We start from the raw sequence: 25,773 nt of genomic DNA on the forward strand, positions 1-25,773 counted from the left end.
TCTGCGTTTTTGCCTTAACGCAAGATCAAAAGATCGCAGCCTCCGGTAGCTCCGACCGAGGATCGCGTTCCAGATGTAGGAGCTGCCGAAGGCTGCGATCTTTTGATCTTTCAACCCTTACTGGAAAAAACATCACCAATGCTGCGGCGCTTGGCATGCAGCTCACTGGCGTGAATCAACTGCTCAAGGTCTTCGGGCGTGACATCAAAGAACGCCTCCATGTCCGCCAGGGCCAGCTTCAAGTCCTGGGCGGTGATGGCCTGGCTATCGACAGGAGGATGATCGGCCGGCACGACCGCCACCGGTTCACTGGCGCGTTTTGGGTAACGAATGCGCGTCAGGTTGTTATAGGTCACGGCACTGAGCAGCATGCTCGATGCGCCGAGCATCACCGGGGCGAGGGCTTTCCAGTCCAGGGCAATGGTGGCCGGGTCGGCCAACACCAGCAGCAGCGCCAGCGCCCCGGCCGGCGGGTGCAGGCAACGTAGCCAACACATCAGAATCAGCGCCATGCCCGCCGCCAGACAGGCGCTGCCGAGGGTGCGTCCGAGCACGTGAGCGACCAGGAGCGAAATCACCCCGGCACTGAAGTAGCCGCCGAGAATCGACCAGGGCTGGGCGAGGGCCCCGGAGGACACCGCGAACAACAGCACCGCCGACGCCCCCAGCGGACCGATCAGGTGCTGCGCCACTTCCATGCCGAATACCAGGCTGCAGAGCCAGACGCTGAACATCGTGCCCAGGGACATGCCGATGGCGGCGCGGCTCCATTCCGAGGGGCGAGTGTTAATGGCAGCAGGAAACCAGCGAGCGAACATGAGGCGAACGTTCCATTACAAAAATCGAGGCAAAAAAAAGGCTTAGCTGGGGATACCCAGAAAGCCCTTGAAGTAGTTCCAACAATTGGGGGAGGAACGAGGCACAGTGTGCCGTTCATTCCAGATAATGACAAATTCATATTAATGCAGCTTGAGTGCATTATTTTTGCTGTATGGCCACGCGACGGCCACTCATGAAGCACAGGAAACCACCGATGGCGGTCAACGCACTCAGGGCATAGAACATCGTGGGTGCGGGCGTGTGCATCAGCAGGAAGCCGCAAATCACCGGGCTCAACGCACCGCCAAGGGCCGCGAGGTTCTGTGCGCCGTAGTAACTGCCGCGCAGTTCTTCCGGGGCCAGGGTGTCGACGAAGAGGAATTCGGCGGGGTAAATGATCATTTCACCGAGGGTGAAGATGAACATCGCCACGCACCACGACACCAGGCTGTCGGCCAGACTGAAACCGATCAGCCCGAGGATGAACAGGCTGGTCCCCCCCGCGACCCAGCAGCGCAGTTGCTCGCGCTTGAGGAAGCGGCCGATCTGGTATTGCAGCAGGATCACGCTGATGGCGTTGCAGGCGAGCAGGGCGGCCATGGTTTGCAGGGCACGCTTGGAATCCTGGGTCACCAGCAGGTATTGCGACAGGTACAGGGTGAATCGGCCGTGGACCACGGTGCTGAGCAAACAACCACACGTGAACATGATCAGGGTGCGATCGTTTTTCAGGGTGATCAGGGTTCTGAGAAAACTTTGCGGCTGGCCGATCAACGGGACCTGGGCCGAGTCTTTCGGGATTCCACTCATCAGGAAGATGCTGAAGAACGCGATGCCGCCGGCCATCAGGAACGGCGCAATCGGATACACGCCGGCTATCACCACGCCGAGCATCGGGCCGGTGGCATAGCCGATGTTGGTCAGGGTGTAGCGCAGGGAAAAGGCCTTGGCGCGCTGACCGACAGGCAGGTTTTCGCTGAGGGTCGCCTTCGAGCCGATCAGGAACAAGGCCGACGCCGTTTCGGTGATCACCAGGGTCAGGGTGGTCAGGTAGAGGTTTTCGGCGAAGGTCAGCAACACGAAGCCGATGGCGCTCGACAGCATGGCGAGGATCAACAGCCGACGTTTCTCCAGGCGGTCGATGATGTAACCACCATAAAGGGCGAGCAGGGTGGCAATGAACACCGCAATGCCCAGCAGCAAACCGACGTCCTGCTGGTTGAGGCCGAGCTTGTTGCTCAGGAACAGGGTGAGCAGCGGGCTGGTGATGGCGCGGCTGACGACAATGGTCAGCGAGCAGATCATCAGCCGGCGGATAACGAGCGAGTAGGTGGCCACGGTGGTGCAAATGTCCTTATTCAGATGGTGTAGTGTTCATCGCGACACCGTGTCGCCGCCGATCGCGAGCAGGCTCGCTCCCACATTTGAAATGCGTTTCCCTGTGGGAGCGAGCCTGCTCGCGAAGAGGCCGGATCAGGCAACACAAGACTCAAGTCAGCCACCGATCCAGCGAACGAACCGATTCAAGCGCATCCAGCCGCCACAACTGCTCCAGTAATTCTTCCGCCTTTCGCCGCGGCATCCCCCGCAGCGCCAGACTGAAAAACTTCTCCTCAAGCGCTTCATCACTCAACCGATTGCCCGGTGCCCCCAGGGGCACGTCAACGCAAAGACTCGCCTGCCGACCGTCCACGGTCCGTACGCTGACAACAGGCTCGCCATCCTCTGACAGTTGCGGGTCCACTTCAAGGCGAATGCGCGACATCCACTGAGCAATACGCGGATCGCTACGTTGCTCATCGTCATACGCTTCCAACCGGCAATGACCATGCACCAGCCGCGCCGCGAGGGCATACGGCAGGCTCATCTGCGCCGCCGCCAGACTGGCCACGTCGCGCCCGCCGCACATGTCCTGAAGAAAACCGCACAGCGACACCTGAACATCCTCGATCTGATCGATGCTGACCTGCAGTTGGTCCAGCAACAGACCCAGCGCATCGATTGCCGAATGAGTCCCCCGGCACGCGGCGTAAGGCTTGATCGAGCAGCGGGCGAGTTTCCACACGTGGCCCAATTCGGCATCGAGCGCGTTCGGGTCTGACGTCACGCCAGCCAGGGTTCTGAGAAATCCGCCCCAGACATCCTCGAACAACTTTGTCGGCCCGCTGATGCCTTGCTGGGCAAACCGCGCCGCCAGCAATCCGCCCTCGGCCGCGCGACCGCTGTGCAGCTTTTTACTCTGCGAACCGTCATGAATGAAGGCCCACAGGCCGCCGCTGAAACTGCCAGCGATGCCCAGTGCCGACACGGTTTGCGCGGTATCCAGTCCGAGAATCCGCGCACAGGCCGCCGCCGCACCAAACACCCCGCAGGTGGCGGTGGAGTGCCAACCGGCGCCGTTGTGCGCCGAATAACCGCCGCAAGCTTCAAGCACCCGACGGCCGACGTCGTAGCCGATCACCACGGACGTGATGAATTCACGACCGCAAACCGGTTTTGCCGACATCGCTACAGCGGCCATGACCGCCGGCAGCACCACCGCGCCGGAGTGATCGCAGCCACCGGTGTCGTCCAGCTCCAGCGCGTGGGCGGCGACACCGTTGAGCATCGCAGCCTGGGCGGCGCCGACCCGCAGGTCAGTGCCCCAGACCAGCGTATTACCGGCCTCGTCCTCGAATATCAGTCGAGCCTGCCTGGCCACATCGCTACCGGCTCCGGCCAACGTCGCGCCAAAGGTATCGAGAATGTGCCGTTTGGCTTGCGCCACCAATGCCGGGGGCAAGTCTTCAAACTGCGTGTCGACGCAGAACTGCGCCAGTCGCTGCATGGGCTCCGTCATACGAGGTAATCCCGATAATGCCGCTCATACACCGACGCCGGATGGTCCTCGGCTACGGGTGCGGCCGAATCCGCCCACCACTGAGCGACTTCAGCACCCGTGGCGATCCATACGTCGTCGTGCTGTTGGATGCCCTCAAGCAACTCACGCAACACGCCGATCCGCCCTGGCGTGGCGATGATCTCGGGGTGCAGCCGCAGCACATAACACAGCCCGAACCGGTGAAATCCGGCGAAGTCCATTTTCAGGTTGCCCAGGGTGTGGCTGTAAGAAGCGATCCGCGATTGCGCCGGCGGCACGGCCGGGCTGAGGTTGAAGGCGAAGTAGGGTTCGTCCTCCAGTTCATAGTGCAGCGGCAGTTCGATCACGGCGGGCGCCGTCGGGTGAGCGAACGGCAAATCATCCCCGCGCCACGACGAAGACCAGCGAATGCCTTGATCTCTTAGTGCCTCGATGAACCCCGGCGCACCGTTACCGGCCGGGAGGCGAAACCCTGTCGGTCGCTGGCCGGTCAGCGCCGTCAACGCCGCGCAGCCCTTGGCGATCTCGGCGCTCTGCGCGGCCAGATCCAGGGTGTCGTAGTTCTGATGGCGATAGCCCGCACAGGCGATTTCATGCCCGCCGGCCTGGATCGCCCGGAGGTGCTCAGGGTTTTCCTCAGCGACGATGCCCGGAACAAACCAGCTGCTGGCAACCCCCAGCTCGGCGAACAATCTGAGCAAACGGTCGACGCCGCGCTGGGTGCCATAGCGCCAGACCGACAGGGTCTTGTCGCGCCCGGCGACTTCCGGGGCCTGGGTGAGGATGCCGTGGATGTCGTTGTAATCGACGGTCAGCACCACGGCGCAGCGGTAACCTTTGGGCCAGACAGTGGAATCAGCCATGGTGATGCTCCTTCAGCCACCACTGGGCGACATCGCGGCAGGTGGCGAACCACACGTCGTCGCGCTGGCGCATGTGTTCGAAGAGTTTTTCCAGCAGCAGGATGCGCCCCGGTTTACCGGTGATCTTGGGGTGGAACAGGGTGGTCAGGCACAACCCTTCATTCATGGCACCGTCGAACTCGCGGCACCAGTTGTCCAGCGTCAGCGCGTAGCTGGCGGTGCGGTCCAGCCCGGAAGGAAAGTCCGGCGCGCGGGTATAGGCGATGGAGGCGTAGTCATCCATTTCCCAGCGGCCGGGGATTTCCACCAGTGGCGTATCAAAGCCGGGCACTTTCACCAGGTACGGTCGGTCATCGCCGCGCATGCTGCTGGAGTACGTGACGCCCGCTTCGACCAGCATGGCCGGCGTCTCGGCCCGCCAGTCGCCAGACGGGGTGCGGAAACCTTCGGCGCGGATGTTCAGGTGCTTCCAGAACACTTCGCGGGATGTGTTCATCACGTCCTTTTGCTGTTCCAGCGTCAGGGCGTAAAACGATTCGTGTTTGTAGCCGTGGTAGGCCACCTCATGCCCGCGCTCGACAATCGCCTGGCACTGTTTCGGCCAGTTCTCCACGACCCAGGCTGGGACGAAGAACGTCGTCGGGATCCGGAACTCGTCGAGCAGATCGAGAATCCGTGGCAGCGCCCGATAGGGGCCGTAACCACCGAAACCGAAGTACTCGGGCTTGCGCCAGATCGAGCCGTTGAGCATGGCATCGCCGGTCGGCCCATCGAGGTCGAAGGCCAGGGCGAGGCAGGCTTTGTGCTGGTCGGGCCAGGTGGGTTGCAGCGAGGAGGACATCTCGGACACTCCGTTGATGAATAGATATGACGCAAAACCTGTGGGAGCGAGCCTGCTCGCGAAAGCGGTGCGTCAATCGACATAAATGTTGGCTGACACTCCCTTTCGCGAGCAGGCTCGCTCCCACGGGATCTGCGATTGGCAGACCGGTATTAGTCGCGAACGAGTTACGCATCCACAAGCAAACAGTAACTTTCAAGTCGAGTCGCGGTTATTACAAAAGAGTGACTTCAGGCAACTGACACAGCAGGCAAGCGCAGCAGCGGAATCGGCAACTTGCGCGACTCGCCACGGCCCATCGGGAAGTACAAAAATCCGCTGCGAGCCAGGCGCTCGGCGTCGTACAGGTTTCGTCCGTCGAAGATCACCGGCGCAGTGAGCCGCTGCTGGATCAGGTTGAAATCCGGCGCCTTGAACTGCTGCCACTCGGTGCAAATGATCAGCGCGTCGGCACCGGCCAACACCGATTCCGGGGTGCCCATGAGCATCAACTTCGATTCATCGGGATACAGCTGCTGGGTTTCCTGCATGGCTTCCGGGTCGAACGCACGGACGTTAGCCCCGGCGGCCCATAGCGACTCCAGCAACACCCTGCTCGGCGCGTCGCGCATGTCGTCGGTGTTGGGCTTGAACGCCAGCCCCCACAGGGCAAACGTCTTGCCGCGCAAATCACCTCTGTAGAACGCGTTGATGCGGTCGAACAATTTGTGTTTCTGCCGCTGGTTGATCGCTTCCACCGCTTGCAGCAGGTCGCTGGAGCAATGCGCTTCTTCGGCACTGTGGATCAGGGCGCGCATGTCTTTGGGGAAACACGAGCCGCCATAACCGCAGCCGGGGTAGATGAAGTGATAGCCGATGCGCGAGTCGGCGCCGATGCCCAGGCGCACCGACTCGATGTCCGCACCCAGGTGTTCGGCCAGTTCGGCGATCTGGTTGATGAAGCTGATTTTGGTCGCCAGCATGCAGTTGGCGGCGTACTTGGTCAGCTCGGCGCTGCGCAGGTCCATGAACATGATCCGGTCATGGTTGCGGTTGAACGGCGCGTAGAGATCGCGCATCACATCGCGCACGTCATCGCGTTCGCAGCCGATGACAATGCGGTCCGGGCGCCGACAATCGGCCACGGCGGAGCCTTCTTTCAAAAACTCCGGGTTGGCGACGATATCGAACTGCAGCAACCGACCGACCTTGATCAGGCACTTGTCGATGTGCGCGCGCAAGGTGTCGCCGGTGCCCACCGGAACCGTGGACTTCTCCACCAGAATCACCGGTTGCTCGCGATGACGGGCGACCGCTTCGCCCACCGACAGCACGTAACGCAGGTCCGCCGAGCCATCGTCCCGGGACGGTGTGCCGACCGCAATGAACAATACCTGACCATGCTGCACGGCGAACTTTTCATCGGTGGTGAACTGCAGCCGATTGGCGTCCAGGCTTTCGCGCACCAGGCTGGCGAGCCCCGGCTCAAAAATGCTCACGTGGCCTTGTTGCAGCAACTCGACCTTCTTCTCGTCAATGTCCATGCAGACCACGTCATGGCCGACTTCAGCCAGCACCGCGGCTTGCACCAGGCCAACGTAACCGCTACCAAATACACTGATTTTCATAGGCCACTCCTGAGCTCGGGCGCGCGAGCAGGTCGAGAGTTGATGGTGATGACGCCGAGGATGACCAAGGCCACCCCGAGGGTTTTTGAAAGGCTGAAATCTTCGTTGAACAGCGGCAGGGCGGCGGCCAGCAGATACACCAGCGCGTAGCTGATGCTCAGCAGCGAATACGCGCGACCCAAGGGCAGATCCCGCAGGGCGACGAGCCAGCTGAGCATCGAGAAGGCGTAGGCAAGGATGGCGGTCAGCACCACGACGACGGCTGTCAGATCGACGCTGGCGGTGAGCCAGTGTTCGGGGGACGGCAGCCGCGTCATGCTCCAGCGCATGCCCAACTGCGCGGCGCTGCCCAGCAGCACACTGCCCAGGGCAAAGGTGACGCCGCGACGCCGGTTCATGTGTGCAGCCCCAGCAGCACCACACCACCGATCACCAGTGCCACACCCAGCCAGTGTCGACGGTCGATGGTTTCGTGGAAGACAAAACGCGCGACCAGGGTGATCAGCACGAAATTCAGGCTCAGCATCGGGTAGGCGATGCCGACTTCCAGCCGCTGCAACACCAGCAGCCACACCAGCAAGCCCAACCCCAACGACGCGAGGGCCAGCCACAGCCACGGCGAGCGCAGTTTTTCGCCCCAGCCCGACGCCTTGCCGCGCCAGCTCTCCACGGCGTACTTCTGGGCGATCTGGCCCAGGCAGGTCAGCAGGCAGGTGGCCAATAGCAGCAACAGGCTCATAACGCCCCCTGAGGAAAGATCAGAATCACCAGATTGCCTTGCTCATAGCGTTTGCCATCCTTGGGCAACCGTTCGATTTCGCGCAGCTCGTCGTCACCCTTGACCCGCATGACCACGCCCACCGAGCCGTTCTGGCGGGCTTCGCGCATCCACTCTTGCACCTGGTCGGGATCGACTCGCTGCTTGACCCCGTCAGGATAGGCAAGGCCATATTTCAATTCGCCTATCGTGTTGTACAACGCCACGTCCGGGCGTTTGACACGCCAGGCCAGCGCAGCGGCGGCGCCCATATCGTTGCTCAACAACCGGCCACTCTGACCGAGTTCCCCGGCATGTTCGAGGATGAATTGGTCGGGCATCTTGTTGGCCACCACCGAGTTGGGCAGTCCGGCCGGCAGCAACGCGATCAGCAGCAGACTGCCAATGGCCGGTGCCGCCCAGCATTGCAGGGGCCGGAAGGCTTGCAGCAGGTTGGCCATGATCCAGCCCATCAGGCCGATGAACACCAGCACCAGGTTATGCAGCTCATGGTTGTACAGCGGCTTTTTCAATTGCAGGTAAACCAGGACGAGCAGGATGGTCAGGCCCAGCAGCAAATTCAGCAGGCCATTGATGCCCAGTACCCGGCCTTGCTCCAGCCGCAAGCGATCCGCCAGTGCGTGGCCCAGCAGCAAGGCCAGCGGCAGCAGGCACGGCAAGATGTAGGTCGGCAGCTTGCCGTTGCTCAGGCTGAAAAAAATCAGCGGCATCAGCAGCCACAGCAACAGGAACGCGATGCTGGCCTGGCGTCGTGTGCCCCACGCCTGTTTCAGCGCCGACGGCAACAACGCCGCCCACGGCAGACTGAACGCCACCAGCAACGGCAGATAGAACCACCACGGCGCGTCATGCTGCGCGTCGTCCCCGGCGAAGCGACGTATGTGTTCGTGCCAGAAGAAAAACCGCCAGTAATCGGGCTCCTGCGCGTGCACCGCCAGGACCCACGGCAGGCTCACCGCGATGGCGACGACAATCGCCACCGGGCCGTAGACCAGCAGTTCACGCCAGCGCTTTTGCCAGATCATCCAGGGCAGGGCGATCAGCACCGGCAGCAGCCAGGCCAGAAAGCCCTTGGTCATGAAGCCCATGCCGCACGCCAGCCCCAGCACCGCCCAAGCGATCAGACGCTGCCCACGACGGGTGCCGTCCAGCGCAAACCACAAAGCAACCAGGCTCAGATTGACCCAGAAGGTGAATTGCGGATCGAGGTTGGCGTAACCGGCTTGCCCGGCAACGATCGTGAAACTCATGTATAGCAACGCGCAGGCGAAGCTCTTGCGCAGTTCGTTCCAGAGCCTGCGGGCGAGCAGGTAACACAACAACACACTGAGCCCGGTGCTGACGGCCGAGGCAATGCGTACGCCGAACAGATTGTCGCCAAACAGCGCCTGGCCGAGGGCGATCATCCAGTAACCGGCCACCGGTTTTTCGAAGTAGCGCAGGCTCATGAAGTGTGGCGATACCCAGTTGCCGCTCAGGAGCATGTCCTGGCTGACTTGGGCGTAGCGAGTTTCGTCAGGAATCCATAAGCCGTGACTGCCCAGCGGCAGCACATACGCCAGCGCAAAAATGGCCAGCAGTAACGGCAATGCCCAGCGTTTGCTCATGCCTGTTGCACTCCCAGCCAGCCTTCGCGGCCTGCGAGCATGCCGCGCACCACTCGGCCGGTCGGCAAGGTGTCGGGGGGCTCGGGCAGCAGGTCGCCAAGAGGTTGAAAACGGATACCACGTTGACGCGCATCGGCCAGCAATTGACGGAAGTCGCTGGCCATCAGCATCCCTTCCACTTCGGCATGGACCGTGTAGACGTTGAGTTTTGCCGGGGTAAACCGATCAAGCATGAAGGCGTTGAAGTCTTTGGCCGCAACGTTCGCGCCGACCACCTCATCGAAGGTGGGCAAGTCCACCGGAATCTGCGGCGTCCCCAGGCCACCCTTGGTCAATGTCGGCCGGAACAGGCTCTGGCCGCGACAATCGCTGTTGTAGCGAAAGCCGAAACCCTCTTTGGCCTCGATCACACGCTCGTCTGCGCGCCACCCGGCGGCCGCCGAGCACTCGACTTTTTGCCCGAGGATGTCGCTGAGGCTGTCCACGCCCCGGCGGATCTGCTCGATCAGCTGCGCGTCGCTCCAGCGTCCGGCATGAGCCTGCCAACCGTGGTGATCCCAGGCGTGCAGGCCGACTTCATGCCCGGCCGCCAGGGTTTGGCGCATCACGTGCCCAAGGTCGCGGCCGATGGGTTTGCCCGGCCACGCGGTGCCGGCCAGCAGGATGTCCCAGCCGTACAGGCCGGCGGCGTTGGAGCGCAGCATCTTCCAGAAAAACTGCGGGCGAATCAGGCGCCACACGTGACGCCCCATGTTGTCCGGCCCGACACTGAAGAAAAACGTCGCCCTGACCTGGGCTTCCTCGAGTATTTCCAGCAGTCGCGGCACCCCGTCTCGGGTGCCTCGGTACGTGTCGACATCGATCCGAAGGCCTGCCAGCATTAATGTTTATCCGAGATTTCGAACATGGCCTCGCGCAAGAAGAAATCCAGCGTGTTGCCGATGGTTTCGCTCATCTGCACGGTGGGCGTCCAGTCCAGCAAGCGCCTGGCGTTGGCGATGCTCGGTTTGCGGTGGGAGACGTCCTGGTAACCGTTTCCGTAGAACGCCTTGCTTTCGATATCGCGGAACCCGGCGAACGGCGGGAAGTTGGCGCGCAACGGGTGCGCCTCGAACTGACGCAGCAGTTCCTCGCCCAACTGGCGAATGCTGGCTTCGTTGTCCGGATTACCGATGTTGATGATCTGGCTATTGCAGGCATCGTTCTCGTTATCAATGATTCGCGCGAGGGCTTCTACGCCGTCGGCAATGTCAGTGAAGCAGCGTTTCTGCTCACCGCCATCGAACAGGCGAATCGGTGTGCCTTCCACCAGGTTCAGGATCAACTGCGTAATGGCGCGGGAGCTGCCGATGCGCGCCGAATCCAGGCGGTCCAGGCGCGGGCCCATCCAGTTGAAGGGACGGAACAGGGTGAAATTCAGGCCTTTCTGGCCGTAGGCCCAGATCACCCGGTCGAGCAGTTGCTTGGAGATCGAGTAGATCCAGCGTTGCTTGTTGATCGGCCCGACCACGAGGCTGGAGGTGTCTTCATCGAATTGGGCGTCCTGGCACATGCCATAGACTTCGGACGTCGACGGGAAGATCACGCGCTTGTTGTATTTGACGCAGTAGCGGACCAGCTTCAGGTTCTCTTCGAAGTCCAGCTCGAACACCCGCAGCGGATTGCGGGTGTACTCGATCGGCGTGGCAATCGCGACCAGGGGCAGGATCACGTCGCACTTCTTGATGTGGTACTCGATCCACTCGGAGTGAATGCTGATGTCGCCTTCGACGAAATGGAAATTCGGATGGCTGCGCAAGCGCTCGATGGCGTCGGAGCCGATGTCGAGGCCATACACCTCGTATCGGTCGTCACGCAGCAGGCGTTCGGACAGATGATTGCCGATAAAACCGTTGACGCCGAGGATCAGCACGCGTGTGCGACGCGGGGCGCGGCCAGACTCGGCGCCACGCAGCACGGAGCCATCCACCAGTCCCAGTTCACTGGCCAGTTGCGGGCCACTCAGAAACAAGCCGTTGTCGTTACGCTGACCGGACATGATCAGCAAAGAGTCTTCGCCGCAGGCAATGCGCAACGGATCGACGCTGATCACCCGGCCCGGCGCCTGTCCTTCATTGCCCTTGGCAACTTCGGCGCTCCAGACAATCAGCTTGTGCTCGCCCACGGCGCAGAAAGCGCCCGGGTATGGCTGGGTAGCGGCGCGGACCAGGTTGAATAGTTCTTCGGCCGGTCTGTTCCAGAGCAGTTTGCCGTCGGCCGGGGTGCGCCGGCCAAACACCGTGGCCCGGGATTCGTCCTGAGGGGCTTCACTGATCTTGCCCTGAAGCAACGCCGGCAAGGTATCGCGCAGCAGGTCGGTGGCGGCCACGCGCAATTTGCCGTGCAGGCTCAGCGCCGTGTCACTGCGCTCAATCGCCACCCGATGCTGGGCGAGGATGGCGCCGGCATCGGCACGTTTGACCATGCGGTGCAGGGTCACGCCGGTTTCGGTTTCGCCGTTCACCAGCACCCAATTGGCCGGCGCGCGCCCCCGGTAGCGTGGCAGCAACGAACCGTGCAGGTTGAACGCGCCTTTACGGGCGGTAGCCAACAGCGGTTCGCTGAGCAGGTTGCGGTAGTAGAACGAGAACAGGTAATCCGGGTTGAGTTTGCTGATGCGCTCGACCCACAGCGGATGGTTGACGTCTTCCGGCGCATGCACCGGGACGCCCCTGCGAGCGCACAGTTGTGCGACGGAGGCGTAGAAGGCGTTTTCCTGCGGATCATTGGCGTGGGTGAACACGGCGGCAATCTCGTAACCGCTATTGAGCAGGGTTTCGATGCCGGCACAGCCAATATCGTGATAAGCGAAGACAACAGCTTTTGCGCTCATGAGAGAACCTGATCTGAAGAAGTGGAAGTGAGACCGTCAAAGGTGAGCGCGAGAACAGGGGAGGCCGGTTGGCTACGCAGGACCTTTTCGACAAAGAACCGCGGGCGGGCGCGAACGTCGCTGTACATCCGGCCCAGGTACTCGCCCAACAGGCCCATGCCGATGAATTGGCCGCCGGTGAAGACGAACAGCACCGCGAACAAGACGAACATCCCGTCACCGGCCCAACTGGCGCCGAAGACCAGACGCAGGACGATCAGCGCCATGGCGAACAGCACGCCGAGCGCCGCCATGCCGAAGCCGACGATGCTCAGCAGACGCAAGGGGGTGGTGGTCATGCAGGTGATCAAGTCGAACATCAGGTTGACCAGGCGCATCGGGCTGTACTTCGATTCCCCGTGTTCGCGCTCGGCGTGGGTCACCGGAATTTCCGTGGTGTGCCGGGCAAAACTGTTGGCCAGGATCGGGATGAACGTGCTGCGCTCGCGGCACGCGAGCATGGCGTCGACGATGGACCGCCGGTAAGCACGCAGCATGCAGCCGTAGTCGCTCATGGCCACGCCCGTGGAACGCTGCACCGCCAGGTTGATCAGCTTCGACGGCCAGCGCCGCAGGGCCGAGTCCTGACGGTTGTTGCGCACCGTGGCGACCACGTCATAGCCGAGTTCGGCCTGGGCCACCAGTCGCGGGATCTCTTCGGGAGGGTTTTGCAGGTCGGCGTCGAGGGTGATGACGACATCGCCCTTGCACTGTTCGAAACCGGCCATGATTGCCGCGTGCTGACCGTAATTGCGGTTGAGAATGACCGCCACCACCGGGCTGCACTCGCGACTGGCCGCTTCTTCGAGGATCTGCGCCGAGTTGTCGCGACTGCCGTCATCGACCAGCACGATTTCGTAGTCATGGCGCAACTGCCGGCATGCCGCTTCGGTGCGCCTGAGCAACTCGGGCAGGCTGTCTTGCTCGTTGTAGACCGGGATGACGATTGATACGCAACGAATCGGATAAGGTTTCACAGGCGAGTGTCCATAATGTTTTCAATGGCGCCGACGACACGATCGACGTCATCGGTGGTCATGTCGGGGAACAACGGGATCGAGCACAGCCGCGCGGAATTCCACTCGGTGTTGGGCAGGTGGAGGTTGGGGAAGCGCTGGCGGTAGTACGCGTGCAGGTGAGTGGCGATGAAGTGAATGCCAGTGCCGATGTTCTGCTCCTGCAAGGCCTTCATGAACGCTTCGCGGTCGAGGCCGCAGTGCTCGGCGTCGATACGCAGGATGAACAGGTGCCAGGCGTGCCGTTGCGGATAGGCCGGAATCGCCAGCGGTTGTACCTTGGAGCCTTCGAGGCGTTGCAGGTAAGTTCTGGCCAGCGCGGTACGCTTGGCATTGATCTCGTCCAGACGCTCCAGTTGCACCAGCGCGATGGCGGCGTTGATGTCGGCCAGGTTGTATTTGAAACCCGGCGCCATGACCTCGGCCTGGGGTTTGCGGCCGTGGGTCAGGCGGTCGTAGGCATCGACACCCAAACCGTGAAACTTGAGCATGCGCACCCGAACGGCCAGGGCTTCATCGTCAGTGACGAACATGGCGCCCTCGGCGCAGGTCATGTTCTTGATGGCGTGGAAGGAGAAAATCGCTGTGCCTCGGGCTCCGACGTGACGCCCTTTGTAGAAGGTGCCCGCCGCGTGGGCGGCGTCTTCGATAACGGCGATACCGTGCCGGTCGGCCAGTGCGTAGAGCGGATCGAGATCGAACGCCGCGCCGGCGTAATGCACGGGAATGATTGCCCTGGTGCGGGGCGTGATTGCCGCTTCGATGCTCGCGAGGTCACTCATCAGCGTGTCGCGGTCAACGTCGACGAACACCGGCGTCGCGCCCAGCAGGCAGATCATGTTGGCGGTCGACACCCAGGTCTGGGACGGGGTAATCACTTCGTCCCCCGGACCAATTCCCAATGCCAGCAATGTGATGTGCATCCCGCCGGTGGCCGAGGACAATGCCACGGCATGGCGGCAACCCACGTAGTTGGCGAAGTGCTCTTCGAGTTGCTGGTTTTTCGGCCCGGTAGTGATCCAGCCGGAGCGCAATACTTGCTCTACGGCGGCCATTTCTTCATCACCGATACTGGGGCGGGAGAAGGGGAGAAACGCCTCACTCATAGGAAACTCCGGGCGTACGGCATCCTTCAGCGAAATAACCGAAAGAAGCGTGTTTTCAAGGGTTTGACTGCCAGTACAGGAAGCCATCAATTGACTTTCCGGGCCACGACCGGCAGCGTGACGCCCCCATTGGGGCTCGTCGGGTTGATTGAAGGTTATGCCCGATTCGGTGAAAGGAACATCAAAAAACGGCCGGCGAATCGTTTATCTGAAAGTCATACAGCCGCTGTTCAGACTGGCGCCGTTCATCGTGTTTTCTAGAAGAAAAGTCCTGCAGAAGTATTCCGATTTATATGAAGAATGTTTCAATCCTTAGTTGTTTTAATGATCTGTTTCCACTCAAGGCCGTTTAGTTTTGATTGACTTACCTGTTGCTGATTCAAGTGTTTCAAGGACCAACCCACTGACCGTGTATCTGGCGCGACTGGCACCGTCCAGCCAACTGACCATGCGTTACGTGTTGCAGGACGCCGCCGACCGCCTTGGTTTCGAAGACATGAACATCGAGGAGATTCCCTGGCACGAACTTCAGCCAGAGGATGTGATTGCGCTGGTGGCGGCTTTGCGCGCGGACGGTTACGCGCCCAATACCTCTTCGTTGTACGTCAACGCCGTGCGCGGCGTCATGAACGAAGCCTGGCGCATGAGCCTGATCAGTCAGGAACATCTGCTGAAAATGCGCTCGGTCAAGGGCATCGCCGGCACGCGGCTGTCCCAGGGGCGCAATCTGCGGCGCACGCTGATCCAGGAGTTGATGGCGGTCTGTGCGGCCGATCCACGGCCACAAGGCCTGCGGGACGCGGCGATCATCGGGATTTTGTACGGCTCGGGAATGCGCAAGTCAGAGTCGGTGAACCTGGACCTCAATCAGGTCGACTTCACCGAGCGCAGCCTGCGGGTGACTGCCAAGGGCAACAAACAGTTGGTCAAGTACGCACCAGCCTGGGCGTTCGCCAAACTGGACGCGTGGCTGGAGCTGCGCCGTTCGCAGCTCAAGGACGGCGAAGTGGACGATCCGTTCCTGTTCAACCGCATCCGTCGCGGCAGCCACATCACCCGCGAGCGCATCACCAAACACGCGATCTATTACATCGCGCGGCAGCGTGGCGCGCAGGTGGGGGTGAAGATCATGCCGCACGATTTTCGACGTTCGTTCATTACCCGGGTGATCGAGGAGCATGACCTGTCGATCGCCCAGAAACTCGCCCACCACAGCAACATCCAGACGACGGCCAACTACGACGTGCGCGATGACAACGAGCGGCGGCGGGCGGTGGACCGTTTCGATCTTTGATGGACCGGGTTCAGGGTTCGCTCAGGACGTGGGCATGGCCGATCGTCGAGACGTGAACCGCACTGCCGGCGGGTGGCGCATACATGCCCGAGCTGCGCACCATCAATGATCGACCCGGCTGTTCTCCGCAGGCCACGGATTCCAGTTCCACCGTCAACGTGCAGGTATTGCCGCTGAAGTCCCGTTCGGTCACCACGGCGCGGCACCCGGCGGTCTCTACCGGGCTGGGCTGGATGCTGATCAGCTGCAATTGCTCGGGCCGCAGCATGATCTGCGCGCAGTTGTTGTTGCGATGGTTGTTGACCGGTATCCGCCCGAGATCGCAATGGGCCCAACCGGCCTCGATCCTGGCCGGCATGACCACGGCATCGCCGAGAAACAGGGCGGTTTGTTTGTCGTCGGGATAGCGGTAAAGGTCCAGCGGATGGCCTGACTGCACCAGTCGGCCCTGGCGCATCACCGCCAGTTGATCGGCAAACGACAACGCCTCGCTCTGGTCATGGGTGACCAGGATCGTGGTGACGCCCGCGTCGGCCAGCAACCGGGCGACCAGTTTGCGCATGGCGGCGCGCAAGCCTGTATCGAGCGCTGAAAATGGCTCATCCAGCAGCATCAAACGCGGCTGTTGCGCCAGCGCTCGCGCCAGGGCCACACGCTGTTGCTGACCGCCGGAGAGTTCGTGGGGCCAACGATTGGCCATGTTCGCCTCCAGGGCAACGCTGTCCATCAGTTGCGCGATTCGTTGTTCTTTTTCTAAGCCCTTGGTCGACAGCCCGAAACCGATGTTGGCGGCCACGGTCATGTGCGGAAACAGGGCGCCGTCCTGAGGGACATAACCAATCTGGCGCTGGTGCGCCGGTACTTCGTGAGTGTCGTCGACTAGCGTCTGGCCATTGAGCGTAAGGCGACCGGAGTCCGGGAATTCGAAACCGGCGATCATTCGCAGCAAGGTGCTCTTGCCCGAACCTGAAGGGCCGACGATGACCGTGCGGCTGCCCGTGGGCACCGACAGGCTGATATTTTCCAGGGCTCGTTGGGCGCCGTAGGATTTGCAGATCGAGTGCAGTTCAAGTGCGTTCATCGGCCCGCCGTACGTTTGGATTGGTGGTAAAGAAGCCCGGTCAACGGCAGCGACAGCAGAATCATCAGCAGGGCATACGGCGCTGCGGCGGCGTAATCGATTTCGCTGGTCAAGGCCCAGAAGCCGGTCGCCAGGGTACGCGTGCCGTTCGGGGCGAGCAGCAGGGTAGCGGTCAGCTCATTGGTGATCGCCAGAAACACCAGCGCCGCGCCAGCGGCAGCACCGGGCGCGGCCAGCCGCAGGGTAATCAGCCACAGCGCACGACCGGGCGAACGGCCGAGGCTGCGAGCCATGTTTTCCAGCTCCACCGGCGCCTGGGCGATGCCCGTTCGCAAACTCACCAGGGCCCGGGGCAAAAACATCAGCAGATAAGCCAGCAGCACGGTAATCGTGGTCTGGTAAATCGGCCGGGCGAAATGGACCGTGAGCGTCACCAAAGCCAACGCAACGACAATCCCCGGCAACGAGCTGGTGATGTAGTTACAGCTTTCCAGTACCCGCTGCAGCCGGCCCGGCGAGCGAATCGACAACCAGGCAATCGGGATGGCCGCGCAGGTGGTCAGAACTGCACCGGCCGCCCCGAGCAGCAATGTCTGCTCGAGTGCCGGCAGCAGCTCGGTCAGTTTCCAGACGTGCGTTCCCCCGGCAATCAGCCACTTGCCCAAGGTGATCAAGGGCACACCCAGCGCCAGTGCGCAGGTCACGATTTGCAAGGTCAGCGCGAGCACGGTTGACCCGGTATTCAGGCACACGACCCGCTGCTCGCGGGCACTTCCCGAGCCGATTCGGGCGTAGCGCGCATTGCCACGGGCGGCCGATTCGACGGTCAGCATTGCCAGGCAACATAGGGCGAGCACGCCGGCCAGCATGTTGGCGGCGGGCCCATTGAAGGTGGACTTGAACTGATCGAAGATCGCCGTGGTAAAGGTGTCGAAGCGGATCATCGCGTACAGGCCGTATTCGGCCAGCAGGTGCAGCCCCACCAATAAGGCACCGCCGCAGATGGCCAGCCGCAATTGCGGCAGCACCACCCGGAAGAATACCGCCCAGGGCTTGAGCCCCATCGATTCCGCGACATCTTCAATGGCCGGATCGAGCCGGCGCAGGGTGGCCGCAATCGGCAAGTACAGAAATGGGAAATAAGCGAGGACCGAGACCAGCACCCCGGCAGATAATCCATGAATCGGCGGCACCAGGCTGACCCACGCATAGCTGTGAACGAAGGCCGGTACCGCCAGCGGCGCGGTGGCGAGCAATGACCACCCGCGTCGTCCCGGCAAGTCGGTGCGCTCTGTCAGCCAGGCCAGCGCCACGCCGAGCGTGACACACAAGGGAATCGTGATCACCACCAGCAACACCGTGTTGATCAACAACTCGCCGACCCGTGGCCGGAACACCAGTGGCACCAGGGTTGCCCAGCCCGTCTGAAAGGACACGCCGATGACGAAGGCGATCGGCAGCAACGCCAGCAGCGACACCAACACCGACAAACCGATCACCCACGCGCCGCCGCGGCCCGCGAAGAGACCGCGGGATCGTCGGCGCAACGGTGGGGGGATCGCCGCAGCGACACCCGCCGGTAGCGTTTCAGGCATCAATTAGAGCAGTCCGGCCTGAGTCATCAGCTCCACGGCTTTTTTACTGTCGAGTTTCGAGGCGTCGACTTTCGGCGCGTCAAGCTGTTGCAGAGGCACCAGTTTCGGGTTGGATTCAGCGTTCTTGCCCACGGCGTATTCAAACGAGTTGCCGGTTTTAAGGATGGCCTGGCCGTCTTTGCCGGTGACCCACTTCAGGAACGCCTGGGCTTGTTCCTTGTGCTTGCTGGACGCCAGAACGCCGCCACCGGAGATGCTGACAAAGGCCCCCGGGTCCTTGTGCTTGAAGTAGTGCAACGCGGTGTTTTTGCTGTTTTCGCCGGTCTTGGCCTGATCGCCGAAGCGGTAATAGTGGTAAATCACACCGCTGTCGATCTGCCCGGCATTGACCGCTTTAAGCACGGAGCTGTTGCCCCGGTACGCGGTAAAGTTGCTTTTCATGCCCTTCAGCCACTCAAGGGTGGCAGCCTCGCCCTTGAGTTCCAGCACGGCGGCGACGATGGCCTGGAAGTCGGCGCCGGCCGGTGAGGCAGCCCAGCGGCCTTTCCATTTCGCGTCGGCGAGGTCCATCAGCGATTTGGGCAACTCGGCTTCCGGCAATTTACCCGGGTTGTAGACGAAGACCGTGGAGCGCGCAGCAATCCCCACCCATTTTCCATGGGCCGGACGATAAGCCGCGTCGACTTGTTCCAGGGTGGCCGGCGCCACCGGTGCGAACAGCCCGGCGTTGTCGACCAGCACCATGGCCGGCGAGTTTTCGGTCAGGAACACGTCCGCCGGGGAGGCGGCGCCTTCCTGCACGATCTGATTGCCCATCTCGGTGTCGTCGCCGTTGCGTACGGTGACCTTGATGCCGGTTTCCTTGGTAAAGCCCTCGATCCAGGCTTTGGTCAGGCTTTCGTGCTGGGCGTTGTAGACCACGATGCCGTCGGCATCGGCTGCGTATACGTGGCCAGTGCTCAATAGCGCGGTCACCAGCACTGCATGTTTAAGAAAAGAAGGGATACGCGGAATCATGCTGGGGCAGCTCCTGTATTTTTAGAATCGTGCGCGCAGACTCGACCGGGATGGTCGTCAATTATTGTAGGCCAATACGAATCATTTGCAGGTTTAAGGCGCGGTAAATGTAATGGGTCGAATGAGAAAAAAGCGTCAAGTCACTGGGCCGACGGACAAGTTCTTTGTGTTCCTCCCGCCGCCTGGCTGATCAACGCGGCCAGGCGTTTGACGTTGTTCTGCTGTGCCGCCACCAGATCATCGATGCTCGGCCCTGAAGGTGTCTGCAAGGTGCTGCGGCAAGTGACCAGCGCGTTATCGCTTTCGCCGAGGTTGCGCAGGCGCCATTTGACGTCAATCAGCCCGTACTGGCCGGGAATGGAATCAAAACGCTGCACGTCCAGGCGCAACGAGACTTTGCGCTGGGGATTGCTGTTGACCATCTGATCCACCAAGGCACTGCGCAATTCATCCACCAGGCTCGCGGCCCACCATTGGGTTTCCAGAATCGCCAGGCCACTGTTGCCCTGGCGGATGACGATCTGCGGGCGATCGACCTGAGGCGGCACGCTGATGGCCTCGATCTGGATGTCCGCAACCGCAGACCTTGAATTGCCGCCCGGTTGGGTCGGGACCAGCGTATGGAACTGAATAGGATCACTGCGGCAAGCCGCGAGCAGTAACGACGCCGTGACCAAGGTGATCTTCAGCGAAAAAGCCATGGGTGTTGCTCCTGTGGTCAGTTGCGCGGTGGCGCCTGCAGATCCATCGGCGCGGCGTTGTTGGGTCGGCCACGAATCAGCGATTCCGGATGTCGTCCCAGGTAATCCGAGAGTTCACGCAAGGAGCGCGACATGCGTCCAAGTTCGTCCAGGGTCTGGGTCAGTTGTTCCCGTTGCGGGGAGTCTTCGGCGAGGGTCGAACTGGCCGATTGCAGGGTCTTGCTGACATCCGCCAGGGTGGTCTGCACGCCAGGCAGGGTCTTGGCATTGAACTGTGCCAGGCCTTTGCGCAGTTCGACGAGGTTGCTGTCGAGGTTGCCGGCAATGCGCTCGATCGGCAGCTGATTGATTTTGTTGACCATGCCTTCGAGTTTTTCCTGCAATTGCTCGAGGCTGCCAGGAAGGGTGGGAATACTGACGGGACGGGCAGTCGGATCGAACACGACTTTCTCCGCTTTAGGGTAGAAGTCGAGCGCGATGTACAGCTGGCCGGTCAACAGATTGCCGCTCCGGGCCTGGGCCCGCAGACCGTTTTCGATGAAGGTGCCCATCAGCCGTATACCAGCGGCTTCGTCATTGGGATCATGCTTCAAGGCCACGAGCATTTTTTCGTGTGCCTGGCCGAGTCGTTGCGGATAAATCACGATGCCGACATTGACCGGGAAACTGCGTTTTTTCGCGTCGAAATCAAGATTGACCGAGACGACTCTGCCGAACTCGATGCCAAGGAATTCCACCGGCGCACCGACCTTGAGGCCGCGCAAGGCTTGATCGAAACGCAAACTCAGGTATTGCGCCTTGCCGTTAGGCGGGGCGAGGGCGGTTTGCTGGTCTTCGAACAAGTCGAAGGCTTTTTCCTCGCCGGCCGGTTTATCGTTGGGGCTGTATTCCGGCGCGCGGAAGGCGATACCGCCCACCAGGATGGAAGACAGCGACTCGGTCTTCACCGAAAAGCCGTTGGCGCCGACATTCACATCGACCCCGCTGGCGTTCCAGAACCGGGTGTTTTCGGTGACGTAGGCATCATTGGGCGCGTGGATGAACACTTCGATGTTCACCCCTTTGCCGTCGGCATCCAGGGCATAGGCCACCACTTGGCCGACCGGAATCTTGCGGTAATAAACGGGGGAGCCGATGTCCAGCGAACCCAGGTCCTGGGTATGCAGCGTGAAGCGCTTGCCCGGCTCGCCATACGTGATGGGCGGCGGGTTTTCCAGGCCAGTGAAATTCTTCGCCCGGGCATTGGCCTGGCCGATGTCGGCGCCGATGTAATCCCCGGACAGCAGGGTATCGATGCCCGACACGCCGCCGGCCCCGATACGGGGTCGCACCACCCAGAACTGCGAATCTTCGCGGGTGAAGGTTTCCGCCTGCTTGGCCAGTTTGATGGTGGCGTTGACGCTCTTCTGGTCATCGCTCAGCTCGACGTCGGTGACTTGCCCGATCACCACGTTGCGGTATTTGACCTCGGTTTTGTTGGCCGTCAGACCACTGCCGGTCTTGAACGTGACGGTGATGGTCGGCCCTTCCTGCAAGATGCTGTGCACCACCAGCGAGATCCCCACGAGCACAGCGACGATGGGCACGATCCATACCAGCGAAATGCTAAAACGACGGGTCTTGACTGGGGCCTGCCCGGGGGCTTGCGGCCCGTCAGTGGCTTGCGACTTCATCCGTGACCTCCTCGTTTGGTGGGTTATTGCGCTCTTCATCCCGCGTTCTATCCCAGATCAGGCGCGGGTCGAAACTCATCGCCGACAGCATGGTGAACACCACCACCAGGCCAAAGAACAGAATGCCAGGGCGCGGTTCGATATCGCCCAACGCCTGGAACTTGACCAGCGCGGCCACCAGGGCAACCACGATGACGTCGAGCATCGACCAATAGCCGATGAGCTCGACGAAGCGGTAGAGTTTCGAGCGCTCTTTACGCGCCCACAGGCTGTCGCGCTGCACGGTGACCAACAGCATCGTCAAGGCCACGAACTTGATCCCCGGCACCGCGATGCTGGCGATAAAGATGATCAGGGCGATGTCCCAGGCACCGTGCTGCCAGAACTCCAGCACACCGGCCATGATGGTGCTGTCGGAACCGGAGCCGAGCATCGTGGTGTTCATGACCGGCAGCAGATTGGCCGGCACATAAAACACCAGCGATGCCAGCAGATAGGCCCAGGTCCGGGCCAGCGAGTTGCTCTTGCGCCGATGCAACGGTGCGCCGCAGCGTTCGCATTCATGAGGTTCGTGGGTCATGTCACAGGCCAGGCCGCAGCTGTGACACAGGCACAGGTTGAGTTCGCTCGCGACCGGTGGCGTCTTCATAAGATGTCCCACAGGTCACGGACATCGCGCCCGGCAATGCGGATCATCATCAGGCTGAGAACAGCCAGGGCAAACAGGCCGATGCCGGGCAACACATCGAGCAACCCGGCAAGCTTGAACACCGCCACCATCGCCCCAAGCAGACAGACTTCCAGCATGCTCCAGGGCCTGAGGGTTTCCAGCCAGCGCATGCAGAACCTGAAGGCGGGTGAGCGCCGGTTCACCAGGGCGAAACTAAGCACCCAGATCAGCAGTAATAACTGGAACACCGGCGCGATGATCATCGAGATCGCCGCCACCATGGCAATGAACGTAATCGGCCCGTGACTCAGGGCCAGCACCGAATCCCAGAGTGTTGCGCTGTTTTTCAGACCTTTGAGGCTGATGCTCATGACCGGATAGAAATTGGCGAACGTCCACAACACCGCCGCTGTGAAACTCAATGCCAGCCGCTGTTCTACCGTCAGGCCGTTATAGCGCTGGAGCACGCCGCCGCAGCGGGTGCACAGGGTTTTTTGATGTTTGGCGAGCGTGACTTTTTCATACACGCAGTCGCAGTGCTCGCAGATGATCAGTTGGTCAGTCGTAGCCATAGGCCGCACTCGCCAGGACACAGGAAAGTCAGAGCACCCCCTCAATATAGAAGTGCCTCGCGATTGAGCAAATCGAAAGGCCCAATTGCCTGATTGACCGCATCATCGTTCTTCGCGAGCAGGCTCGCTCCCACATTTGATCTTCTGTGAACACAGCATTTGTGGACGACGCAGATCCCTGTGGGAGCGAGCCTGCTCGCGAAAGCGGTGGGTCAGCTACCGTCGTTCTTTAGCCGAGCAATTCACGCAGGCGATACCAGAACATGCCAAGCGCCAGCAGGGGAGAGCGCAGCATGGGGCCGCCGGGGAAGGTCATGTGCGGCACCGCGCTGAAAACGTCGAAGCCCTGACTGTGTCCGGCATGGATCGCTTCGGCCAACAGTTTGGCGCACCAGTGGGTCACGTTCAGGCCATGCCCGGAGTAACCCTGGGCGTAGAACACGTTCGGATGCTGGCTCAAGCGCCCGACCTGCGGGAAGCGATTGGCGGAGATGCCGATCTTGCCACCCCATTGGTAATCAATGCGCACATCGGCCAGTTGCGGGAACACCTTGAGCATTTGCGGCCGCATATAGGCGCCGATGTCCGCCGGATCGCGCCCGGAGTAATGGCAGGCCCCGCCGAACAACAAGCGCCGGTCCGCCGAGAGCCGGTAGTAATCCAGGCCGACTTTCTGGTCGCACAGCGCCAGGTTCTGCGGGATCAATTGCGCTGCAACCTCCGGCGCCAAAGGTTCGGTGGCGATAATGTAGCTGCCCGCCGGAAGGACCTTGCCGCTCAGGTTCGGTTCGAGTTCTTCCAGGTGCGCATTGCAGGCCAACACCAGACTGCCAGCGCGCACCGAGCCACCGGCACAACGTACCTGCACGGTGCTGCCATGGATCAGCTCCAGCACCGGGCTTTGCTCGAAGATCTGCACGCCAAGGGATTGCGCCAGTCGCGCTTCGCCAAGGACCAGATTGAGCGGGTGCAAGTGCCCCGAGCCCATGTCGACCAGGCCACCGGCATACACGCCGGAGTTCACCACTTGCTGACGAATCTGCTCCGGCCCGACGAGGCGGGTTTCATGGGCATAACCTGACTCGGCGAGGCCTTGTTGCTCAGCCTTGAACGCGGCGAACTGCGCCTTGGTATTGGCCAGTTCGCAGAAGCCCCAGCGAAGATCGCAATCGATACCGTGTTCGACGATGCGGTTGCCCACGAGCGCCACCGAGTCGATCCCCGCGCGCTCGAGATAGCGCACGCCTTCTGCGCCGACATAACGGGCGAAACCGCTGACGTCATGGCCGACGCCACGGATCAACTGACCACCGTTACGCCCGCTGGCCCCCCAACCGATTCGCCGCGCTTCCAGCACAATCACCGAAAGTCCGCGCTGAGCCAGTTCGATCGCCGTATTGACCCCGGTAAAACCGCCGCCGATCACGCAGACATCGGCCACCAGGTCCGAGGCCAGCGTGGGGTAGGGCGCCATGGTCTTCGCCGTCGCCGCGTAATAGGACCGCGCGTGTTCGTGGGTGTACTGATTCATTTGTTGGACTTCACTTTGCTCCAGGAACGGGTCATCAGACGCATGATCGCCTGGGGCGGGGTGGTCGAAATGTAGAGTTTGTCGAGCACTTCCTGAGGCGGGTAAACCTCTGGGTTGTTCACCAGTTCAGCGTCCATGTATTGCTTGGCGGCCGGGTTCGGGTTGGCGTAACCGACCGAGGCGCTGACGTTGGCGATCACTTGCGGGTCCAGCAGGTAATTGATGAAGGCGTGGGCTTCTTTCGGATTGCTGGCATCGGCGGGAATCGCCAGCAGGTCGAACCACAGGTTACTGCCTTCCTTGGGAATCGAGTAGGCGATGTTCACGCCGTTCTTCGCTTCCTTGGCCCGGTTCGCGGCCTGAAACACGTCGCCCGAATAACCGAAGGCCACGCAGATGTCGCCGTTGGCCAGGTCCGAGACGTATTTGGAAGAGTGGAAGTAGGTGATGTAAGGACGGAGGGTCAACAGCTTGGCTTCAGCCTTTTTGTAATCCTCAGGATTCTCGCTACGAGGGTCCATGCCCATGTAATTGAGGATCGCCGGGAACACTTCGTCCGCCGAATCCATCATCGACACGCCGCACTGGCTGAGTTTTTTCAGGTTTTCCGGCTCGAAAAACACGGCCCAGGAATCGATGCGGTCGATGCCCAACACTTGCTTGACCTTGTCGACGTTGTAGCCGATGCCGTTGGTGCCCCACAGATATGGTACGGAGTGCTCGTTGCCCGGGTCGTTTTTCTCCAGCAGCGCCAGCAGTTTCGGGTCCAGATTCTTGAAGTTGGGCAGCTGCGAACGATCCAGCTTGAGGAACGCCCCGGCCTTCACCTGGCGGGCGAGGAAGTGGTTGGACGGCACCACCACGTCATACCCGGTGCGGCCGGCGAGCAATTTGCCCTCCAGGGTTTCGTTGGAATCGAATACGTCGTAGATCACCTTGATCCCGGTTTTCGCCTGGAAGTCGGCGAGGGTGGTCTCGCCGATGTAATCGGTCCAGTTATAGACGCTGACGGTTGGCTGAGCTTGCGCAACGGCGCTGAACAGCATGGCCAGTGCGACCGGGACCACGGATTTCAATAGACGCATATCGACACCTCTTGAGTTATTGGATTTTTCAGGCGTTTCTTCGGTGTCCGTAAAGGCCCCTTCGCGAGCAGGCTCGCTCCCACATTTTGAATGCATATCCCTGTGGGAGCGAGTCTGCTCGCGAAGGGGCCTTTACGGACAGCACA

At 61.3% G+C, this 25,773-nt stretch carries 23 protein-coding genes; 1 reads left to right on the plus strand and 22 read right to left on the minus strand.

Going from position 1 to position 25,773, the window contains the following annotated elements:
- Positions 1 to 110: 110 nt before the first annotated feature.
- The 13 genes from ACYZUD_RS06505 to arnB all read right to left on the minus strand — a co-directional run bounded on the left by ACYZUD_RS06505 (position 111) and on the right by arnB (position 14,408).
- A complete protein-coding gene (locus ACYZUD_RS06505; protein WP_462023173.1) occupies positions 111 to 818 on the minus strand; it encodes an HPP family protein in 708 nt (235 codons plus the stop codon).
- A gap of 160 nt (positions 819 to 978) precedes the next feature.
- A complete protein-coding gene (locus tag ACYZUD_RS06510; RefSeq protein WP_462023174.1) occupies positions 979 to 2,157 on the minus strand; it encodes an MFS transporter in 1,179 nt (392 codons plus the stop codon).
- Between the two features lie 151 nt (positions 2,158 to 2,308).
- Positions 2,309 to 3,658 (minus strand): MmgE/PrpD family protein, encoded by a 1,350-nt coding sequence (locus ACYZUD_RS06515; protein ID WP_462023175.1) that lies wholly within the window; start codon positions 3,656 to 3,658, stop codon positions 2,309 to 2,311.
- Positions 3,655 to 4,542, minus strand: a complete 888-nt coding sequence (locus tag ACYZUD_RS06520) for a polysaccharide deacetylase family protein (RefSeq protein WP_462023176.1) — start codon at positions 4,540 to 4,542, stop codon at positions 3,655 to 3,657. Before ACYZUD_RS06520 ends, ACYZUD_RS06515 begins: the two co-directional genes overlap by 4 nt.
- A complete protein-coding gene (locus ACYZUD_RS06525) occupies positions 4,535 to 5,383 on the minus strand; it encodes a polysaccharide deacetylase family protein (protein WP_462023177.1) in 849 nt (282 codons plus the stop codon). Before ACYZUD_RS06525 ends, ACYZUD_RS06520 begins: the two co-directional genes overlap by 8 nt.
- A gap of 230 nt (positions 5,384 to 5,613) precedes the next feature.
- Complete coding sequence (locus tag ACYZUD_RS06530) at positions 5,614 to 6,990, minus strand: UDP-glucose dehydrogenase family protein (RefSeq protein ID WP_462023178.1); 1,377 nt, start codon at positions 6,988 to 6,990, stop codon at positions 5,614 to 5,616.
- Complete coding sequence (gene arnF / locus ACYZUD_RS06535) at positions 6,987 to 7,388, minus strand: 4-amino-4-deoxy-L-arabinose-phosphoundecaprenol flippase subunit ArnF (protein ID WP_462023179.1); 402 nt, start codon at positions 7,386 to 7,388, stop codon at positions 6,987 to 6,989. The genes ACYZUD_RS06530 and arnF overlap by 4 nt, the downstream gene beginning before the upstream one ends.
- Complete coding sequence (arnE, locus tag ACYZUD_RS06540; protein ID WP_462023180.1) at positions 7,385 to 7,729, minus strand: 4-amino-4-deoxy-L-arabinose-phosphoundecaprenol flippase subunit ArnE; 345 nt, start codon at positions 7,727 to 7,729, stop codon at positions 7,385 to 7,387. The genes arnF and arnE overlap by 4 nt, the downstream gene beginning before the upstream one ends.
- Complete coding sequence (gene arnT, locus ACYZUD_RS06545; RefSeq protein WP_462023181.1) at positions 7,726 to 9,375, minus strand: lipid IV(A) 4-amino-4-deoxy-L-arabinosyltransferase; 1,650 nt, start codon at positions 9,373 to 9,375, stop codon at positions 7,726 to 7,728. Before arnT ends, arnE begins: the two co-directional genes overlap by 4 nt.
- Positions 9,372 to 10,256: a 4-deoxy-4-formamido-L-arabinose-phosphoundecaprenol deformylase gene (arnD, locus tag ACYZUD_RS06550; RefSeq protein WP_462023182.1), complete on the minus strand. Its 885-nt coding sequence runs from the start codon at positions 10,254 to 10,256 to the stop codon at positions 9,372 to 9,374. Before arnD ends, arnT begins: the two co-directional genes overlap by 4 nt.
- The gene (arnA, locus tag ACYZUD_RS06555) at positions 10,256 to 12,247 is read right to left on the minus strand and encodes a bifunctional UDP-4-amino-4-deoxy-L-arabinose formyltransferase/UDP-glucuronic acid oxidase ArnA (protein WP_462023183.1); all 1,992 of its coding nucleotides are present in this window, start codon (positions 12,245 to 12,247) and stop codon (positions 10,256 to 10,258) included. Before arnA ends, arnD begins: the two co-directional genes overlap by 1 nt.
- The gene (gene arnC, locus ACYZUD_RS06560) at positions 12,244 to 13,263 is read right to left on the minus strand and encodes an undecaprenyl-phosphate 4-deoxy-4-formamido-L-arabinose transferase (protein ID WP_462023184.1); all 1,020 of its coding nucleotides are present in this window, start codon (positions 13,261 to 13,263) and stop codon (positions 12,244 to 12,246) included. The genes arnA and arnC overlap by 4 nt, the downstream gene beginning before the upstream one ends.
- Positions 13,260 to 14,408, minus strand: coding sequence for a UDP-4-amino-4-deoxy-L-arabinose aminotransferase (gene arnB / locus ACYZUD_RS06565; protein ID WP_462023185.1), 1,149 nt, complete (start codon positions 14,406 to 14,408; stop codon positions 13,260 to 13,262). Before arnB ends, arnC begins: the two co-directional genes overlap by 4 nt.
- 355 nt (positions 14,409 to 14,763) lie before the next feature.
- Between arnB and ACYZUD_RS06570 the strand changes: the two genes are divergently transcribed.
- Complete coding sequence (locus ACYZUD_RS06570) at positions 14,764 to 15,702, plus strand: site-specific integrase (RefSeq protein WP_462023186.1); 939 nt, start codon at positions 14,764 to 14,766, stop codon at positions 15,700 to 15,702.
- A 10-nt stretch (positions 15,703 to 15,712) separates the two neighbouring features.
- Here the strand turns inward: ACYZUD_RS06570 and ACYZUD_RS06575 are convergent, their stop codons facing one another.
- The 9 genes from ACYZUD_RS06575 to ACYZUD_RS06615 form a co-directional block, all read right to left on the minus strand.
- Positions 15,713 to 16,783 (minus strand): ABC transporter ATP-binding protein, encoded by a 1,071-nt coding sequence (locus ACYZUD_RS06575; RefSeq protein WP_462023188.1) that lies wholly within the window; start codon positions 16,781 to 16,783, stop codon positions 15,713 to 15,715.
- Complete coding sequence (locus tag ACYZUD_RS06580) at positions 16,780 to 18,378, minus strand: ABC transporter permease (protein ID WP_462023189.1); 1,599 nt, start codon at positions 18,376 to 18,378, stop codon at positions 16,780 to 16,782. Before ACYZUD_RS06580 ends, ACYZUD_RS06575 begins: the two co-directional genes overlap by 4 nt.
- A 3-nt stretch (positions 18,379 to 18,381) precedes the next feature.
- Entirely contained in the window at positions 18,382 to 19,395 is a 1,014-nt protein-coding gene (locus tag ACYZUD_RS06585; RefSeq protein ID WP_462023190.1) for an iron ABC transporter substrate-binding protein, read from the minus strand.
- 140 nt (positions 19,396 to 19,535) lie between these two features.
- A complete protein-coding gene (locus ACYZUD_RS06590) occupies positions 19,536 to 20,096 on the minus strand; it encodes a PqiC family protein (protein ID WP_462023191.1) in 561 nt (186 codons plus the stop codon).
- A 17-nt stretch (positions 20,097 to 20,113) separates the two neighbouring features.
- On the minus strand, positions 20,114 to 21,769 hold the full coding sequence (locus ACYZUD_RS06595) for a PqiB family protein (protein WP_462023192.1): 1,656 nt from the start codon (positions 21,767 to 21,769) through the stop codon (positions 20,114 to 20,116).
- Entirely contained in the window at positions 21,750 to 22,418 is a 669-nt protein-coding gene (locus tag ACYZUD_RS06600) for a paraquat-inducible protein A (RefSeq protein ID WP_462023193.1), read from the minus strand. Before ACYZUD_RS06600 ends, ACYZUD_RS06595 begins: the two co-directional genes overlap by 20 nt.
- Positions 22,415 to 23,011: a paraquat-inducible protein A gene (locus ACYZUD_RS06605; protein ID WP_462023194.1), complete on the minus strand. Its 597-nt coding sequence runs from the start codon at positions 23,009 to 23,011 to the stop codon at positions 22,415 to 22,417. Before ACYZUD_RS06605 ends, ACYZUD_RS06600 begins: the two co-directional genes overlap by 4 nt.
- 229 nt (positions 23,012 to 23,240) lie before the next feature.
- Entirely contained in the window at positions 23,241 to 24,542 is a 1,302-nt protein-coding gene (locus tag ACYZUD_RS06610; RefSeq protein WP_462023195.1) for an NAD(P)/FAD-dependent oxidoreductase, read from the minus strand.
- Complete coding sequence (locus tag ACYZUD_RS06615) at positions 24,539 to 25,627, minus strand: polyamine ABC transporter substrate-binding protein (protein WP_462023196.1); 1,089 nt, start codon at positions 25,625 to 25,627, stop codon at positions 24,539 to 24,541. The genes ACYZUD_RS06610 and ACYZUD_RS06615 overlap by 4 nt, the downstream gene beginning before the upstream one ends.
- Between the last annotated feature and the right edge of the window lie 146 nt (positions 25,628 to 25,773).

This window comes from Pseudomonas sp. XS1P51 (assembly GCF_054897845.1).

Excerpts from the sequence above, each read along its gene's own strand:
- ACYZUD_RS06505 (WP_462023173.1), bottom strand. The coding sequence starts at position 818 with ATGTTCGCTCGCTGGTTTCCTGCTGCCATTAACACTCGCCCCTCGGAA.
- ACYZUD_RS06515 (WP_462023175.1), bottom strand. The coding sequence starts at position 3,658 with ATGACGGAGCCCATGCAGCGACTGGCGCAGTTCTGCGTCGACACGCAG.
- ACYZUD_RS06520 (WP_462023176.1), bottom strand. The coding sequence starts at position 4,542 with ATGGCTGATTCCACTGTCTGGCCCAAAGGTTACCGCTGCGCCGTGGTG.
- ACYZUD_RS06525 (WP_462023177.1), bottom strand. The coding sequence starts at position 5,383 with ATGTCCTCCTCGCTGCAACCCACCTGGCCCGACCAGCACAAAGCCTGC.
- ACYZUD_RS06530 (WP_462023178.1), bottom strand. The coding sequence starts at position 6,990 with ATGAAAATCAGTGTATTTGGTAGCGGTTACGTTGGCCTGGTGCAAGCC.
- arnF (WP_462023179.1), bottom strand. The coding sequence starts at position 7,388 with ATGAACCGGCGTCGCGGCGTCACCTTTGCCCTGGGCAGTGTGCTGCTG.
- arnE (WP_462023180.1), bottom strand. The coding sequence starts at position 7,729 with ATGAGCCTGTTGCTGCTATTGGCCACCTGCCTGCTGACCTGCCTGGGC.
- arnT (WP_462023181.1), bottom strand. The coding sequence starts at position 9,375 with ATGAGCAAACGCTGGGCATTGCCGTTACTGCTGGCCATTTTTGCGCTG.
- arnD (WP_462023182.1), bottom strand. The coding sequence starts at position 10,256 with ATGCTGGCAGGCCTTCGGATCGATGTCGACACGTACCGAGGCACCCGA.
- arnA (WP_462023183.1), bottom strand. The coding sequence starts at position 12,247 with ATGAGCGCAAAAGCTGTTGTCTTCGCTTATCACGATATTGGCTGTGCC.
- arnB (WP_462023185.1), bottom strand. The coding sequence starts at position 14,408 with ATGAGTGAGGCGTTTCTCCCCTTCTCCCGCCCCAGTATCGGTGATGAA.
- ACYZUD_RS06575 (WP_462023188.1), bottom strand. The coding sequence starts at position 16,783 with ATGAACGCACTTGAACTGCACTCGATCTGCAAATCCTACGGCGCCCAA.
- ACYZUD_RS06580 (WP_462023189.1), bottom strand. The coding sequence starts at position 18,378 with ATGCCTGAAACGCTACCGGCGGGTGTCGCTGCGGCGATCCCCCCACCG.
- ACYZUD_RS06585 (WP_462023190.1), bottom strand. The coding sequence starts at position 19,395 with ATGATTCCGCGTATCCCTTCTTTTCTTAAACATGCAGTGCTGGTGACC.
- ACYZUD_RS06590 (WP_462023191.1), bottom strand. The coding sequence starts at position 20,096 with ATGGCTTTTTCGCTGAAGATCACCTTGGTCACGGCGTCGTTACTGCTC.
- ACYZUD_RS06595 (WP_462023192.1), bottom strand. The coding sequence starts at position 21,769 with ATGAAGTCGCAAGCCACTGACGGGCCGCAAGCCCCCGGGCAGGCCCCA.
- ACYZUD_RS06600 (WP_462023193.1), bottom strand. The coding sequence starts at position 22,418 with ATGAAGACGCCACCGGTCGCGAGCGAACTCAACCTGTGCCTGTGTCAC.
- ACYZUD_RS06605 (WP_462023194.1), bottom strand. The coding sequence starts at position 23,011 with ATGGCTACGACTGACCAACTGATCATCTGCGAGCACTGCGACTGCGTG.
- ACYZUD_RS06610 (WP_462023195.1), bottom strand. The coding sequence starts at position 24,542 with ATGAATCAGTACACCCACGAACACGCGCGGTCCTATTACGCGGCGACG.
- ACYZUD_RS06615 (WP_462023196.1), bottom strand. The coding sequence starts at position 25,627 with ATGCGTCTATTGAAATCCGTGGTCCCGGTCGCACTGGCCATGCTGTTC.